At 73.0% G+C, this 15,440-nt stretch carries 15 protein-coding genes; 8 read left to right on the forward strand and 7 right to left on the reverse strand.

The window, feature by feature from the left end; translation table 11 throughout:
* Window positions 1-64 precede the first annotated feature (64 nt).
* Entirely contained in the window at window positions 65-733 is a 669-nt protein-coding gene (locus EL245_RS11525) for a response regulator transcription factor (RefSeq protein ID WP_126383288.1), read from the forward strand.
* 114 nt (window positions 734-847) lie between these two features.
* A complete protein-coding gene (locus EL245_RS11530) occupies window positions 848-1,927 on the forward strand; it encodes a sensor histidine kinase (protein ID WP_126383290.1) in 1,080 nt (359 codons plus the stop codon).
* 179 nt (window positions 1,928-2,106) lie between these two features.
* Here EL245_RS11530 and EL245_RS11535 read toward each other — a convergent pair whose 3' ends face one another.
* The 3 genes from EL245_RS11535 to EL245_RS11545 all read right to left on the reverse strand — a co-directional run bounded on the left by EL245_RS11535 (window position 2,107) and on the right by EL245_RS11545 (window position 4,991).
* Window positions 2,107-2,862: a VTT domain-containing protein gene (locus EL245_RS11535; protein WP_197719411.1), complete on the reverse strand. Its 756-nt coding sequence runs from the start codon at window positions 2,860-2,862 to the stop codon at window positions 2,107-2,109.
* Window positions 2,863-3,005: 143 nt separating this feature from the next.
* Window positions 3,006-3,605: a GtrA family protein gene (locus EL245_RS11540; protein ID WP_232009753.1), complete on the reverse strand. Its 600-nt coding sequence runs from the start codon at window positions 3,603-3,605 to the stop codon at window positions 3,006-3,008.
* Between the two features lie 171 nt (window positions 3,606-3,776).
* Window positions 3,777-4,991 carry a hypothetical protein gene (locus tag EL245_RS11545; RefSeq protein ID WP_232009754.1) on the reverse strand — a complete coding sequence of 405 codons (1,215 nt, stop codon included), beginning with the start codon at window positions 4,989-4,991 and terminating at the stop codon, window positions 3,777-3,779.
* Window positions 4,992-5,133: 142 nt separating this feature from the next.
* Between EL245_RS11545 and EL245_RS11550 the strand changes: the two genes are divergently transcribed.
* From EL245_RS11550 to galE, 3 genes are all read left to right on the forward strand, one after another.
* Window positions 5,134-6,501, forward strand: a complete 1,368-nt coding sequence (locus EL245_RS11550; RefSeq protein WP_126383296.1) for a 5-(carboxyamino)imidazole ribonucleotide synthase — start codon at window positions 5,134-5,136, stop codon at window positions 6,499-6,501.
* Window positions 6,502-6,574: 73 nt separating this feature from the next.
* Window positions 6,575-7,099, forward strand: coding sequence for a 5-(carboxyamino)imidazole ribonucleotide mutase (gene purE, locus EL245_RS11555; RefSeq protein WP_126383298.1), 525 nt, complete (start codon window positions 6,575-6,577; stop codon window positions 7,097-7,099).
* Window positions 7,100-7,353: 254 nt separating this feature from the next.
* A complete protein-coding gene (gene galE / locus EL245_RS11560; protein WP_126383300.1) occupies window positions 7,354-8,343 on the forward strand; it encodes a UDP-glucose 4-epimerase GalE in 990 nt (329 codons plus the stop codon).
* A 62-nt stretch (window positions 8,344-8,405) separates the two neighbouring features.
* On the opposite strand, the gene EL245_RS11565 is transcribed toward galE, so the two are convergent.
* Both EL245_RS11565 and EL245_RS11570 read right to left on the reverse strand, forming a co-directional pair.
* Window positions 8,406-9,485, reverse strand: a complete 1,080-nt coding sequence (locus tag EL245_RS11565; protein ID WP_126383302.1) for an LCP family protein — start codon at window positions 9,483-9,485, stop codon at window positions 8,406-8,408.
* Window positions 9,486-9,993: 508 nt separating this feature from the next.
* On the reverse strand, window positions 9,994-11,250 hold the full coding sequence (locus EL245_RS11570; protein WP_232009755.1) for an LCP family protein: 1,257 nt from the start codon (window positions 11,248-11,250) through the stop codon (window positions 9,994-9,996).
* Between the two features lie 271 nt (window positions 11,251-11,521).
* On the opposite strand from EL245_RS11570, the gene EL245_RS11575 reads away from it, so the two are divergent.
* A complete protein-coding gene (locus EL245_RS11575) occupies window positions 11,522-12,391 on the forward strand; it encodes a glycosyltransferase family 2 protein (RefSeq protein WP_232009756.1) in 870 nt (289 codons plus the stop codon).
* Window positions 12,392-12,516: 125 nt separating this feature from the next.
* Here EL245_RS11575 and EL245_RS11580 read toward each other — a convergent pair whose 3' ends face one another.
* Both EL245_RS11580 and EL245_RS11585 read right to left on the reverse strand, forming a co-directional pair.
* Window positions 12,517-12,879: a DUF2304 domain-containing protein gene (locus EL245_RS11580; protein ID WP_126383308.1), complete on the reverse strand. Its 363-nt coding sequence runs from the start codon at window positions 12,877-12,879 to the stop codon at window positions 12,517-12,519.
* Window positions 12,880-12,892: 13 nt separating this feature from the next.
* A complete protein-coding gene (locus tag EL245_RS11585; protein ID WP_126383310.1) occupies window positions 12,893-13,600 on the reverse strand; it encodes a glycosyltransferase family 2 protein in 708 nt (235 codons plus the stop codon).
* 95 nt (window positions 13,601-13,695) lie between these two features.
* Here EL245_RS11585 and EL245_RS11590 point away from each other — a divergent pair, with 95 nt between their 5' ends.
* Both EL245_RS11590 and EL245_RS11595 read left to right on the forward strand, forming a co-directional pair.
* A complete protein-coding gene (locus tag EL245_RS11590) occupies window positions 13,696-14,319 on the forward strand; it encodes an acyltransferase (protein WP_126383312.1) in 624 nt (207 codons plus the stop codon).
* Window positions 14,319-15,440: a DegT/DnrJ/EryC1/StrS family aminotransferase gene (locus EL245_RS11595; RefSeq protein ID WP_126383314.1), complete on the forward strand. Its 1,122-nt coding sequence runs from the start codon at window positions 14,319-14,321 to the stop codon at window positions 15,438-15,440. The genes EL245_RS11590 and EL245_RS11595 overlap by 1 nt, the downstream gene beginning before the upstream one ends.

Raw genomic sequence — 15,440 nt, forward strand, 5'->3', positions numbered from 1 at the left:
CGCTGGGCGGACTCCGAGCGCGGGAGGATGGCGGCGGGCCCTCCAGTCGCCTACGATCCGAGATGTGACAACTGTGCTCCTCGTCGAAGACGACCCCGCCATCTCCGAGCCCCTCGCACGAGCCTTCGGACGGGAGGGATACGAGGTACGCGCCCACGGAACGGGCAAGGGCGCCCTGGAGGAGGTGTCCGGTGCGGACATCATCGTCCTGGACCTCGGTCTGCCCGATATCGACGGTCTTGACGTCGCCCGCCAGGTGCGCGCTCGGGGGCTGACCATCCCCATCCTCATGCTCACCGCCCGCAGCGAGGACACCGACCTCGTCGTCGGCCTGGACGCCGGGGCGGACGACTACGTCACCAAGCCCTTCCGCCTGGCCGAGCTGCTGGCGCGCGTGCGCGCCCAGGTGCGGCGCGCCTCCGGGGAGGCTGCCGAGGACGAGCTGCGCGCCGGGCAGATCCGTGTCGACGTCGCCGCGCACCGGGCCTTCATCGGCTCGCGCGAGCTCCAGCTGACGACCCGGGAGTTCGAGCTGCTGCGCGTGCTCGTGCGCGGCGCGGGTCAGGTCGTGGCCAGCGAGGACATCCTCAAGGAGGTGTGGGGAGAGGACCCCACCGGCAGCCTCCAGACCCTGGAGATGCACGCCACCTGGGTGCGTCGCAAGCTCGGGGACGACGTCGAGGCCCCGACCCTCCTGCTCGCCGACGACGGGGGCTACCGCATCAACGCCTGAGCGCGGGCGCCGGGCGGCGGGCCCGGGCCCCGACACCCCTCCCCGCCCCCGGGGCCGGGATGTCCTCGGTGGGACGGCGCGAGCACCGTCCCGCACCTGCAGAAGGGAGTCCTGGTGCGACGTCGTGCCATGGAGATGACGATGGCGGCGGTGGTCGTTGCCGTCGTCGTCCTGGGCGTGCCCCTGGGCGGGGCGTGGCTGAGCCTGGCCTTCGCCACCTCCCAGGACAGCGACGACCGCCTCGAGGTCGTCATCACGGTCGTCCTCATGGTCTTCGTCCTCACCGGCGTGGCCCTCCTGGCCGCCTACGTCGTCGCGGCGAAGGTCTCCCGCAGGATCTCTGCGCCCCTCATCTACCTCGCCGCCGAGGCCGAGCAGCTCGGCAGCGGACAGGTCCGCCCCCGGCTGCGACGCAGCGGCATCGAGGAGATCGACCTCGTCCAGGCCGAGCTCGTGCGCAGCGCCGAGCGCGTCGCCGGGCGCCTGGCCGCCGAGCGGCAGTTCGCCTCGGACGCCTCCCACCAGCTGCGCACGCCCCTGACCTCGCTCAGCCTGCGCCTGGAGGAGATCGAGCTCATGGCCACCGACGAGGAGGTGCGTGAGGAGGCCCGCGCCTGCATCGAGCAGGTCGAGCGCCTCACCGGGGTCGTCGAGGACCTCCTCCAGATCTCGCGCCGCACCGGGGGCGGGACCACCGAGGCACTCAACCTCTCCGACCTCTTCGCCCGCCAGCGTGACGAGTGGGCGCCCGCCTTCGCCGAGGCGGGCCGGTCCATCACCCTGACCGACGACATCGGCCTGCCGGTCCTGGCCAGCCCCGGCTCACTGGCCCAGGTGCTCGCCACCGTCATCGAGAACTCCCTGCGCTACGGTGCGGGCGCGACAACGGTGTCGGTGCGCTCGGCCAACGGCGGCCACGGCGTCTTCGTCGACGTCGCCGACGAGGGCCCGGGCGTCCCCGACGACCTGGCGCCCACCGTCTTCGAGCGCCACGTCTCGGGCCACGGGTCCACCGGGGTGGGCCTGGCCCTGGCCAAGGACCTCGTCGAGGCCGACGGCGGGCGTATCGAGCTGTCCCAGCGCCGTCCCGCGGTGTTCTCCATCCTGCTCAACGCCGTCCCCAAGTCTCTCGACCCGAACAACGTCCTGCCGCAGGGCGCCCTGGTCTCCGTGGGGCGCAGGCGTCGCTTCTGAGCGTCGCCTCACCGACACCTCACCGGACTCCGCCCGTCGGTGCGCCCCGGGGCGCCTGCCTCCCGGCGCGGTCGCCCAGGCGGCCTCGTGGCACCCGGCCCCCAGATGCGGAGCAGGGGACGCCCGCCAGAGCGGGCGTCCCCTGCGCACGGTGCCGTCAGGCTCGGGTGCTCAGCCGATCAGGCCTTCGTCGCGGCCTTGGCGTTGCGGGCCGAGAGCTTGGAACGGCCCCAGGCGACGAGCATCGGGGCGACCGACACGAAGACGATACCCAGGATCATGTAGTCGATGTTGTGCTGGATCCAGGTGACCCCGCCCAGGAAGTAGCCGAGCCAGACCAGGGCGAAGGCCCACACCGTGGCGCCCAGGACGTTGTAGAAGACGAAGTGCCGGTAGCTCATCTGGCCGACCCCCGCCATGACCGGGGTGAAGGTGCGCACGATCGGCACGAAGCGCGCCAGGGTGACGGCCTTGCCGCCGTGACGCTCGAAGAAGTCCCTCGTCTCGTCGACGTACTTCTGCTTGAACAGGCGGGAGTCCGGCTTGTTGAAGATGGCGGGGCCGGCCTTCTTGCCGATGACGTAGCCGGTCTGGTCGCCGACGATCGCGGCGACCCACATGAGCAGCGAGACGATCCAGATGTTGACCGGGACGCCGTCCGCGGGGCTCTTCTCCCCGATGTGGACGAACATCCCCAGCGTGAACAGCAGGGAGTCCCCGGGGAGGAAGAAGCCGATGAGCAGTCCGGTCTCGGCGAAGATGACGAGCATGACGGCCAGCACCGACCAGGGGCCGACCCAGCCGACGAAGGTCATGATCATGTTCGCCGGGTCAAGCCACTCCGGGCCGAGGGCAGGGGCGGGCATAGCGGGCATAGCGAGCAGTGCGGCGGGCAGCGCCCCGATGGGGGCCAGCGCCGAGGTCAGTACGGTCACCGCCCTAGGCTAAGGACTCCGACCGGGGGCGGACACAACGGAGATCACCCCCCGGGTGTGTGATCCGGCACGTCGGTGCGACACGAGTCCTGCCCGCGGTGTCGCGGTGTGAGCGGCGCTTCGGGTCGGAGGCGGGACACTGGTCAGGCCGGAGGCTCAGGGGCCTGCTCGACCTCGGAGCGGTCCTCGGGGCCAGAGGATCCGGTGAACACGACGTAGTGGTAGAACAGGAAGCGGAAGGCGGTCCCCAACCCGAAGCCGACGACGTAGGCGGCGATGTTGTCGGCCAGCGGCCCGGTCAGCCCCAGGACGTGATGGGTGAACAGCAGGCAGACCTGGGCGATGAAGATCCCGCCGACGTTGCCCACCGCGAAGAGGACCCCTTCCTTGGCGGTGTTGTCGCGTGTCCTGCCCCGGTAGGTCCACAGGCGGTTGACGGTCCAGGAGAAGAGCGTGGCGATCGTCGCCGAGAAGACGTTGGCGGAGTTCGGGTGCCCTGCCAGGAAGGCCAGCGGGCCGTGCTGCACGAGGTTGAACAGCCCGACGTCGATGACGAAGGCCATGCCTCCGACCGTCCCGAACTGGAGGAACTCACGGACCCACGCGACGAGCCGCTGGGTGGCCGTGGGGGCGCCACCGGGGGCCGCCGCGGCCGGAGCGCCCGGGAGGGCCTGTGCGGTCGCCGGGGCGGTGCCCTGGCCGGTGCCGGGGGCCGTGGACGGCGTGGAGGGTCGCGGAGTCACGACTGCGATCCTACGGAGGCTCGGGACGATGAGCCCGCAGCCAGGTGCCTGTGGGCGCGGTGGTGGGGACCACTGCCCATCATGCGCTCGGGCCCGGGGCGTTGCGTCGTGCAGCCGGGTGCCTCAGGTGCAGCGGGCTGGCCTCGTCGGGAGCCGACGCCTCCCAGGGGCTCACGGCACCCAGGTGACCGACACCGAACCGAGGTCCCACAGCCAGGAGACCCAGAAGAGCTGACCCACGACGCAGGCGGCGAGCAGGGTGGCGCGCCTGCGGGTCGTCGTGCTTGCCGCCAGCGCCCAGGCAACGGGGGTCAGGGGGATGAGGATGCGGAAGACCGAGGTCGTCGGGTCGAAGAAGGCGAGCAGGTAGAGGGTGTATCCCACGCACCAGAACCAGGCAGGCGCACCGAGGCGGCGCAGCGAGGGCGCCGTCAGCGCCAGAGCCGCCACGGCCAGGACGCCGAGCAGCAGCAGCGCCCCGAGGTGGTCACCGACCCACCACTGTGAACGGGTGAACCACGGGACGAAAGGAGCCAGGGAGCCATGCCGCCAGGCGGTCTCGGTGGCGGTGTAGGCGTCGGCCCGGCCGGTGACCGCCCAGGCGATGGCCGGCCAGGCCAGGGCGGCTGCGCCCGAGATGACGGTGAGCACGAGCAGCCCACGGCGTGCACGGGCCTCCAGCGGCTCCTCCCCGGGCAGCAGCACCCGCTGCCACCGGGCCGGCACCCAGCCGCGGGCGCATGCGCTGTCCCACATCCACCACAGGCCCAGGGCGGCGGTCAGGGGCACGCCGATGGGGCGGGCGAAGGCGGCCAGGACCGCGACCGGGGCCGCCAGCGCCATCGACCGCCGTCCCGCCAGGGCCAGGGCGGCCCCGGCCAGCAGCAGGCCGAGGGACTCGGCGTAGGGCAGCTGGAGGACGACCGCGCACGGTGCGCTCCAGGTCAGGGCCACCGCCCACAGCGAGGCGGTGCGGCCAGTGCGCGGGGCCAGCCACCAGTGGCTGACGAGGGCTGCCCCCGCTGAGGCGAGGACCGCCACGAGGCTGGCGCAGGCGTAGAAGGACCATCCGGTCCACCCCAGGGCCGCGGCCAGGAACGGCAGCATCGGCATGAAGGCCCAGGCGTTCTGGACGACGACCCCGTTGGAGTCGGTGGGCAGCACCGAGGGGTAGCCCTCTCGGTGGATCCGCTCGTACCAGCCCGAGTCCCAGAACGCGATGTGCTCGGTCCATCCCGGGCTCGCCTGGGCCCACACGGTCTGGGGGGTGTCGGCGGCACCCAGGCGCAGCACCGTGAAGGACAGGAGCGTCGCCGCGGCCCACACGGTCAGCACCTGCGCGGTGTCGGGCAGGCGCGCCAGGAGCCGGTCGGCCGGACCAGGCACCGGTGGGCGGGAGGACGGAGGCACCGGAGGTGCTGCCGGTGCCGCTGGTGCCGGCGGTGTCTGCGGTGCTGGTGCGCGGTCCTGGTGGGCTGGCTCTGGGATGGGCACGGCGCCCAGCCTACGGGCCCGGTAGCCTAGAGAGGTGAGCGCACCCATTGTTGCCGTCATCGGCGGCGGCCAGCTGGCCCGCATGATGCACGAGGAGGCGAGCGCGCTGGGTATCCACCTGCGAGCGCTTGTCGAGGCCCCTGACGGATCGGCCGCCCAGGTCGTCGTCGACGCGCCGGTGGGCGCCGCCGACGACGAGGCTGCAGTGCGCAGCCTCCTGAGGGGACGGGAGGGCCTGCCCGGCGGCGCGGGGGCGGCTGGTCAGGCCGAGGCCCTGACCTTCGAGCACGAGCACCAGGACGACGGGCTGCTGCGCGTCCTGGAGGCCGAGGGGGTCGCGGTGCGGCCCGGCCCCGGCGCGCTGGAGCTGGCCCGGGACAAGCTCGCCATGCGCCGGGCGATGGGCGAGGCCGGTCTGCCCCAGCCCGCCTGGGCGGAGGTCTGCGGGGACGTCGAGACGATGCGCGGGCTCATCACCGCCTTCGCGGCCGAGCATGGCTGGCCGGTGGTCCTCAAGACCCCGCGAGGCGGCTACGACGGCCACGGTGTGCTGCTCGTCGGCGGCCCCGATGAGCTCGACGCGCCCGAGGCGGCCTCATGGCTGGCCCAGACCGCCGCCGCCCGCGCTGTGGGCGTCCTTGACGCGCAGGACCGCGGTGCCCAGGACCGCGCCGACGACGAGGCCCCGGCGCGCGCCGGGGCCGGCGGGAGCCTGGGAGGGGGCGCCGTCACGAGCCTCCTGGTCGAGCAGGCCGTCCCCTTCACCCGTGAGCTCGCGGTGCTCCTGGCCCGCAGCCCCAGCGAGCAGGTCGCCGTGTGGCCGGTGGCGCAGACCCTCCAGGTCGACGGGATGTGCGCCGAGGTCGTGGCCCCGGCGCCGGGCCTCGACGCGTCTGCCGTGGCCGAGGCCGAGCGGATCGGGCGCGTGGTCGCCGAGCGCTTCGGGGTCACCGGGGTGCTCGCCGTCGAGGTCTTCGCCGTCGAGGACGAGGCCGGCACGCGGCTCTACGTCAACGAGCTGGCCATGCGCCCGCACAACTCGGGCCACTGGACCCAGGACGGCTCGGTGACGAGCCAGTTCGCCCAGCACCTGCGTGCGGTCCTCGACCTGCCCCTGGGGGAGACCACCCCCACGGCGGCGACCACTGTCATGGTCAACGTGATCGGCGGCCCCCAGGAGCCCGGGCCGCGGGCCCTGGAGCTGGCGACGGCCGCCGACCCCGGGGCGCGCGTCCACCTCTACGGCAAGGCCTGGCGTCCGGGGCGCAAGCTCGGCCACGTCAACCTCACCGTCGGCCCGGGCGGCGCCCCGGACCTCCAGACGGCTCTCGGGCGGGCCCGGTCCGTCGCCGCCCTCCTGCGCGGCGAGCAGCCCTCCCAGGACCAGGATCAGGACCGGTGAGCGGAGCGTGCCGGATCCGACCGGAGCACACCTGCTGGGGCGGTCCGCTCGCCCCGGTATCGAAAGGAGCAGCATGAGTGATCAGCCACGACCGGTGGAGGTCGGCATCGTCATGGGGTCGGACTCCGACTGGCCGACGATGAGCGCCGCCGCCGACGCCCTCGAGGAGTTCGGCATCGGCTACGAGGCCGACGTCGTCTCGGCGCACCGGATGCCCACCGAGATGATCGACTACGGCAGGGCGGCGGCCGGAAGGGGGCTGCGCGTCATCATCGCCGGGGCGGGAGGAGCGGCACATCTGCCCGGCATGCTCGCCGCCGTCACTGAGCTGCCGGTCATCGGCGTGCCGGTTCCCCTCAAGCACCTCGACGGGATGGACTCCCTGCTGTCCATCGTCCAGATGCCCGCGGGGGTTCCGGTGGCCACCGTGTCCATCGGCGGGGCGCGCAACGCCGGCCTGCTCGCCGCACGCATCCTGGGCGCGGGCCACGGGCCGCAGGCCGAGCGGATCCGCCAGGACATGCTCCGCTTCCAAGCCGACCTGGCTGCGCTGGCCCACGCCAAGGGGGCCGCCCTGCGAGAGCGCCGCACGCGGTAGCCCGCCCCAGTCCTCCCCAGCGGGTGCGGGCCGCAGGCCATCGTCCCGACGCCGAACACGTCACTTTGGTCCCGAACACGTCGCTTTTACCAGGGTAGTCGGGCTCAAGGTGACGTGTTCGGCGTCGCGAAGCGGCCGCAGGTGCGGGCGCCGGGCCCGGCCCGGGTCCACGGCATCGCTTCTGTGGCGTCTGCCACAGACAGCCTTGTTTGATCGTGTGCGTTTCTGTTCGATTCCGGGAGTAGGCTGGGGGCATGAGCATTCTCGTGGCCGGAGGCGCAGGCTACATCGGCGCCCATGTCGTCCGTCTTCTCCTCGAGCGGGGGGAGGAGGTCGTCGTCGTCGATGACCTGTCCTACGGGACCGCCGAGCGCGTGAGCGGGGCGACCCTCGTCGAGCTCGACGTCGCCTCCGGGGGTGCCGTCAAGGTGCTCACGGCGGCGATGGAGCGCCACGGGGTCACTGCCGTCATCCACTTCGCGGCACGCAAGCAGGTCGGCGAGTCCGTCGAGCGGCCCGCCTGGTACTACGAGCAGAACGTCGGCGGGCTGGCCGCCATGCTCCTGGCCATGGAGGCCGCCGGGGTCGACCAGATGATCTTCTCCTCCTCCGCGGCCGTCTACGGCATGCCGCCGGTCGAGGTGGTGCCCGAGGACATCGACTGCCGTCCCATCAACCCCTACGGGGAGACCAAGCTCATCGGGGAGTGGATGATGGCGGACTGCGAGCGGGCCTGGGGCCTGCGCTGGGCGGGCCTGCGCTACTTCAACGTGGCCGGCGCCGGCTGGGACGACCTGGGCGACATGGCGACGCTCAACCTCATCCCCATGGTGCTCGACCGCCTGGCCCGGGGCGAGACCCCCAAGATCTTCGGCACCGACTACCCGACCCCGGACGGCACCTGCGTGCGCGACTACATCCACGTCCACGACCTGGCGGTCGCCCACATCGCTGCCCTTGACCACCTGGCCGGCGGCGGGTCGATGAGCGAGCACGTGTTCAACGTCGGCACCGGGACCGGGTCGTCAGTGCGAGAGGTCGTCTCCAAGGTCCTGGCCGCCACCGGGGTCGACCGCGCACCCGAGGAGCTCGCGCGCCGGGCGGGTGACCCGCCCCAGCTCATCGGCGACGCCACGCGGATCGGACGGGTCCTGGGGTGGCGGGCCGAGCACGACCTCGACGACATCGTCGCCTCGGCGGTGAGCGCCTGGAGGGCCGACCCCAACCGTCCGGCCATCGGCTGAGCGGCGGCGCGGCCCGGCGCGCCACCGGTCCCGGTACGACCGGTCCCGGCGCGCCACCGACCTCAGCTCGAGGTCTGGTTGAAGTCGGACTCGGTCAGGGTGCCCTCGCGCAGCTTGGCGAAGAAGTCCGGGGCGGTCGTGTCGACGAGCAGCACCGCGGCGCCGATCCCTCCCGGCTCGTAGTCGAGGGACTCGATGGGGGGTGCGCCCGAGAGCCCCGCGCCGGAGGCGGAGCGGAAGGCCAGCACCATCTGGCCCAGGTCGATCATGGCGGAGTCCTCGTCGACCGTGAGCACCTGGGTGCCGGCGTCCACGAGGGCGTTCTGACGCCACGGGTTGATGAGCGTGGCGGGCGAGACGGCCTTGGACACGACGGCGGAGATGACCGCCCGCTGGCGCAGGCCGCGGCCGATGTCCCCGGTCGGGTCGGACTTGCGCATCCGGGCGTAGGCGAGGGCCTTCGCGCCGTCGACGTCCTGGCACGTGCCCTGGGAGGTGTCCCAGACCAGGCCGGAGTCGGCGTCGTCGACGTCGTAGTCGAGGCACACGTTGATGCCGCCGACGGCGTCGACCATCTGGGAGACCCCGCCCATGCCGACCTCGACGTAGTGGTCCATGGTCAGCCCCGACAGGGCCTCCACCGTGCGCACGAGCAGCTGGGGGCCGCCGTAGGAGTAGGCGGCGTTGATCTTCTCGCCCCCGTAGTCGGGGATCTCGACGTATGTGTCCCGTGGGATCGAGGTGAGGGAGGCCTGCCCGTTCTCCGCCTTGTGGAGCAGCATGATCGTGTCGGAGCGCGAGCCCTCGGTGCCGTCGGCGACCGCGCCGTCGGACCGGGAGTCCGAGCCGACGATGAGCCAGGTCTCTCCCGGGGTGTCCGCGGCACCCGACAGGGCGTCCACCCGCTGGAGGTTGGAGTTGACGTCGTGGTAGAGCCACAGCAGCCGGCCGCCGACCAGCACGAGCAGGAGGACGAGCACCGCGGCGACCCAGCGCAGGGGCCGACGGCGCCGGCGCCCCGAGGGGGCGGGCGCGTGGGGCTGCGGCAGGGGCTCAACGCCTCCGGCCTGGCCCCGGCGGGGGTCGTGGGGGACCGGACCGGGAGATCCGGCGCCTGCCGCACGAGCGCCACCCGTGGGCATGGCGCGGGTGGCCGCGGGGCGCCGGGCGGGGGAGCTGCCGAGTGGGACGGCGCTGGAGCCCGGGCGGGCACGGCTGGTGCCCTGCCTCGCGCCCGGCGCCTGCCCGGTCGGGGGCGGCGCCTGCCCGGACTGGCGCGGTGCTCCGGCCGCCGACCGGCCGGGTGCACGGTCCCCGCCGGGTCCTGGTGCGGCCCCTGGGGCACGCCTGTCCACGGGCCGGGCCGGTCGGCGGGCCGGCTGGGCGGGTCGGCCGGAGGGCTGAGCCGACGAGCCTGCGGGGCGGGCCGGCTGGTCGGACCGACCTCCCGGGACCGGCCGCGGGGCCCCGCCCGCAGCCGCCTGGCGGGCGCGGTCAGGGCGTCGTGCCCCCGCGTCCCGGGGCCCGTGGCCCCCGCTGCCCCCGGAGCGTCCCCCGCGGCCCCCGGAGCCCGGGGTGATGGACGGAGGCAGGTCGGCGTCGTCGGCGGGTGTCACGGCTGGGTGCGTCTCCTTCCGGTGACCGTGCGGCTCAGCGGCACTGCGCCGCCGGGTCGCTGGTCGTCGCGGCAGCCGACGGGACGGTGGCCGGGGCCTGCTCCTGGGTCGTCGGCGCCTCCTGAGCGGTGGCGGCAGGGTCCGTGGCGGCGGGGTCGGTGGCGGCGGGCGTCGAGCCGTCGGCCGAGACGGTGACGGACTCCTCGGGAACCGGCGTGTCCTCGCGCAGGGCGGTCCACACCGCCTCGGCCTGGGCCGAGGGGACGACCCGGTTGGCGTCCCAGGAGGCCGGCTCGTTGGGCATCGTGATGAAGTTGACGTTCTCCATGCCGATGGCCTGGACGGACTGTGCCAGGCCCGTGAGCGTGGACAGGGACAAGGTCTCGGAGACCGTCAGCGCGGCCAGGGCGCTGCGCAGGAAGCTGTAGAGCTCGCCCGCGTTGGTGAGCAGGTTCTTGGACTGGGCGGTGCGCAGCATCGCGCTCATGAGGTTCTGCTGGCGGGCGATGCGCGAGATGTCCGAGCCGTCTCCCACCCCGTGGCGCACCCGCGAGTACTGCAGGGCCATCGTGCCGTCCATCGTGTGGCAGCCCGCCTCGAGGACCAGTCCCGTGTAGTCGGCGTCGTCGATGTCCTCGCTCACGTAGACCGGCACCCCGCCCAGGGCGTTGACCATCGTCGACAGCCCGTTGAAGTCCACGACCATCCACTCGTCGATGCGGACCTGGGTGAGCGCCTCGACGGTCTTGATGGTGCAGGCCACCCCCGCCCCGACGGCAGCGGCGTCCGAGCCTGTGCCCGCGCCGTTGGCGAAGGCGGCGTTGAACTGGGTGTCCTCCATCGCCGGCTCGGTCTGACCGTCCGCGGTCGTGCACTCGGGGATCGACACGAGCGTGTCGCGGGGGATCGACACGACGTCGATCCGAGAGCGGTCGGCCGACATGTGCAGCACCATCGCGGTGTCCGACCTGGCCACCGCCACGTCCTCCGAGCCCTCGGAGTTGTCGACGTTGTTGGCCCCCGAGCGCGTGTCCGAGCCCAGGATGAGGATGTTGACCGCCTGTCCCTCGTAGTTGTCGGTGGCCGGCTCGGCGCGCGTGGGCCGGTCCGAGCCGAGCATGTCGTTGACGTCGATGCGGTTGAGCTGCGACATGAGGTCGTGGTAGGCGAAACCCGCGCCGGAGACGAGGAAGAGCACGACGGCAAAGCACGCCAGCAGGACCTTCCTGGCGACGTGGCGCGTGAGGTCCTTGGCGGAGTGCCGCGCGTGCTTGGTGGGGTAGGTGGGCACGATGAGGATCATATGGAACGGCTCGCCCCGCGTCCGTGTCCTGCCTCATGGTGGCGGCGGTGATTTGCTTCAACGACTGTGGGCCGCCTCACCCCCTGAAGCGGGGAGATCGGCCGGGACGCAGGCCCGCACGCTGCCCAGGAGTGGGGTCGGGGTGCGGGTCCGTTGGCCGCCCGCGCTGCGACGGGGCTCCGATAGGCTCCGGCGCATGAGGCACACGACGCCAGAGCCGGACCGCGATGAGCCGGGTCCCGCGAGCGACCCCGACACGGTGAGAGTTGTCACAGTCGCCTACAACCCCGGTGAGGAGCTCGACCGCTTCCTCACCTCGCTGGGCGAGGCGACCTCCCGGCCGGTGACGGTCGTCATCGCCGACAACGGCGAGGAGCACGAGGTGGTCGAGCGCCTGGCCGCGGCCCACGGTGCCCGGGTGGTCGGCGACGGCGTCAACCGCGGCTACGGCGGAGGCGCCAACCTCGCGGCGCAGGACCTCGAGGAGGACTGGGTCGTCGTGGCCAACCCGGACATCGTCTGGCGACCGGGCAGCCTCGACCGGCTCATCGACGCTGGCCGCGCCCACCCTCGTGCCGGCTGCCTGGGTCCTCGGCTCCTCAACCCCGACGGCACGATCTACCCCTCAGGCCGTGCGCTGCCCTCCCTGGTCGGCGGGGCGGGGCACGCCGTGCTCGGGCGGGTCTGGCCCTCCAACCCCTTCACGAGCGCCTACCACGGCACCGACGACGGCGGCGTGCGCACGGTGGGCTGGCTCTCGGGGGCCTGCCTGCTCCTGCCGGCTGCGGCGTGGCGCGCCCTGGAGGGCTTCGACGACGACTACTTCATGTTCTTCGAGGACGTCGACCTCGGGGCGAGGGTCGGGCGCGCCGGCTGGCTCAACCTCCAGGTCACCGAGGCCGAGGTCGTCCACGAGCAGGGCGCGAGCTGGAAGGCCCGCCCCGAGAGGATGATCCGCGCCCACCACGACTCCGCGCGCCGGTACATCGGCCGTACCCACCCCGCCCCGTGGCAGGCGCCGCTGCGCTGGTCGGTGGGGGCGGGGCTGCGACTGCGAGAGGAGCTCGAGGTGCGCGCCTCGCGACGGGGGCCTGACCCCCGCCGGAGCACGGGAGCCCCGCGCAGGTGACCGTGGCTCGCGACTTCTCACCCGACCGGAGACCGGGCATGCCGGGAATCGGCACGATGGCGCGGTCCGTCGTCCCGACTCGTGCAGGCGGAGGTCAAAAGCTGCGAGCCACGGTCTTTTCTCGGCTACCGGCCGGTCCGCCCGCCGGGCGGCTCGGGGGCGTTGTCGAGCGCGATGCGGCGCGCGAGCCGGGTGATCTGGCGCTCCTGGGCGGCGTACCTGCGGAAGGACGACAGGAGCTGGACGAGGAAGGCCGCCACGAGGGCGTACAGGAGCAGGTCGGCGCCGCGTCCGACCCCGACCATGTGGGCCACTGTCGTCGTCAGGGAGGGGACCGAGACGGCGACGACGGCGAACAGGACGAAGGCCAGGGTCACGAGCCGTCGACCGGCCTGGTGGCGCGCGCCCCCCGGCGAGCGCAGCATCATCCACCCCACCGCGGCGATGACGGTGATGAGGACGGTCTGGATGATGATCTGAGAGCTCACGGCGCTCGCCCCTTCAGGAGAACAGCAGGTCGACGAGGATGTTGACCGAGTTCCACAGCGACTGGCCCTTGGCCCTGGAGTACTCGGTGTAGACGATGCGCACCGGCATCTCGCGCCAGGGCAGGCCGGTGGCCCCCAGCTGGCGGACGATCTCGGAGGCGTGCGCCATCCTGTTCTGGCGCAGGTCCAGGGCGGTGGCCGCGTCACGGCGGATGAGGCGCAGGCCGTTGTGCGCGTCGGTCAGGCGCATCCCGGTGGTGCGCGAGGCGACGGCGGCGGCGGTCTTGAGCACGAGCCGCTTGAGCCAGCCCACGGGGGAGGGGCCCTCGAGGAACCGTGAGCCGAGCACGATCGCCAGGTCCTCCTGGCGGGCGGCGGCCACCATGGCGGCGGCGTCAGCCACCGAGTGCTGGCCGTCGGCGTCGAAGGTGACGAGGTACGCCGCCTCGGTGCGCTCCAGGACGTAGGTGATGCCGGTCTGCAGGGCGGCCCCCTGGCCGAGGTTGATGGGGTGGCGCACGACGACGGCCCCCGCCGCGGCCGCCTCGGCGGCCGAGGAGTCGTCCGACCCGTCGTCGACGGCGACCACGAGGGGGAAGACCTTCCGGGCCTCCTCGATGACACCGCGGACGACCTGGGCCTCGTTGTACAGCGGGACGACGAGCCAGGCGTCTGTCACCTGCTGGTCGCCCGGGGGAGGAGTGCCGTCTGCGGTAGCCACGCGTGCATTCTCGCACGCGCTGCGGCTTAGGATGGGGCAAGGTGCGCGCTCGTACGGCGCCCCCCAGACCCTTCCGCCACGACGAAGGAGCACCGATGGAGCCAGCAGGACCGCCCCGTGTCGCGCCGAGCGCGGACGTCTCGAAGGAGGCCGTCATCGGTGACGGCAGCTCGATCTGGCACCTGGCCCAGGTGCGTGAGCACGCCGTGCTGGGGGAGGGCTGCGTCGTGGGGCGCGGTGCCTACATCGGTGAGGGCGTGCGCATGGGGCGCCATTGCAAGGTGCAGAACTACGCCCTGGTCTACGAGCCCGCCGTCCTGGGAGACGGCGTCTTCATCGGCCCGGCGGTCACCCTGACCAACGACCACTTCCCTCGGGCGGTCAACCCCGACGGGACCCTGAAGTCCGCCGAGGACTGGGAGCCGGTCGGGGTCACCATCGAGGCGGGCGCCTCGATCGGGGCTCGCGCCGTGTGCGTGGCGCCGGTGAGGATCGGTGCGTGGTCGACGGTGGCCGCGGGCGCCGTCGTGACCCGGGACGTGCCGGCTCACGCCCTCGTCGCCGGTGTCCCGGCCCGCCGAGTCGGCTGGGTGGGACGCGCCGGCAGGCCGCTGGAGCCCGCTGACCCGTCCCCGCAGGGGGCCCCGCGGTGGACCTGCCCGGTCACCGGTACCGTCTACGAAGAGTCCGACAACACGATCCGAGAGGTCAGCCACTGATGTCACGCGAGTTCATTCCCGCAGCCAAGCCGATCATCGGTGCCGAGGAGCGCGCCGCCGTCGACGCCGTCATCGCCTCGGGCATGGTGGTCCAGGGCCCGCAGGTGGCGGCCTTCGAGGAGGAGTTCTCCGCCCAGGTCGTCCCCGGCGCGCTGAGCGTGGCCGTCAACTCCGGGACCTCGGCCCAGCACCTGGCGACCGTGGCCTCCCAGCTGCCCGAGGGCGCCGAGGTCATCGTGCCCTCCTTCACCTTCGCGGCCACCGGGAACTCGGTGGCCGCGGCCGGTGCCACCCCGGTCTTCGCCGACATCGACCCGGTCACCTTCACCCTCGACTCCGCCTCGGTCGAGGCGGCCGTCACCGAGCGGACCGCCGCGATCGAGGTCGTCCACCTCTACGGGCTGCCCGCCGACATGGACGCGATCGGGCAGGTCGCCCGGCGCCACGGCCTGGCGGTCTTCGAGGACTGCGCCCAGGCGCACGGCGCCGCCATCGGCTCGACGCCGGTGGGGGCCTTCGGCGCCTGGGGCTCCTTCTCCTTCTACCCCACCAAGAACATGACCTCCCTGGAAGGTGGCATGGTCACCACCTCCGACCCCGAGCTGGCCCGCCGGGTCCGACTCCTGCGCAACCAGGGGATGGAGGCGCAGTACGCCAACGAGCTCGTCGGCTTCAACAACCGCATGACCGACGTCGCGGCGGCCGTCGGGCGCGTCCAGCTCACGAGGCTGGCCACCTGGACCGAGCAGCGCCAGGCCAACGCCGCGGTCCTCGACGCGGGCCTGGGTCAGGTTCCCGGGGTCGTCACCCCCCACGTGCCCGAGGGCTTCACCCACGTCTACCACCAGTACACGATCCGTCTCGAGGGGGCCACGAGCACCGAGCGCGACGCGGTCCAGGCCGCCCTGCGCGAGGAGTGGCAGGTCGGCTCCGGGGTCTACTACCCCATCCCCAACCACCGTCTGGCCTCCCTGGCCCCCTACGCCCCGGGACTGGACCTGCCGGGCACCGAGAAGGCCGCCCGGGAGTGCCTGTCGCTGCCGGTCCACCCCTCGCTGAGCCAGGCCGACCTCGACCGGGTCGTCGAGGCCGTGACGGCCACGGTCAAGGCGGGTGCCTGA

Origin of the sequence: Actinomyces howellii (assembly GCF_900637165.1) — a bacterium.
Lineage (GTDB): Bacteria > Actinomycetota > Actinomycetes > Actinomycetales > Actinomycetaceae > Actinomyces > Actinomyces howellii.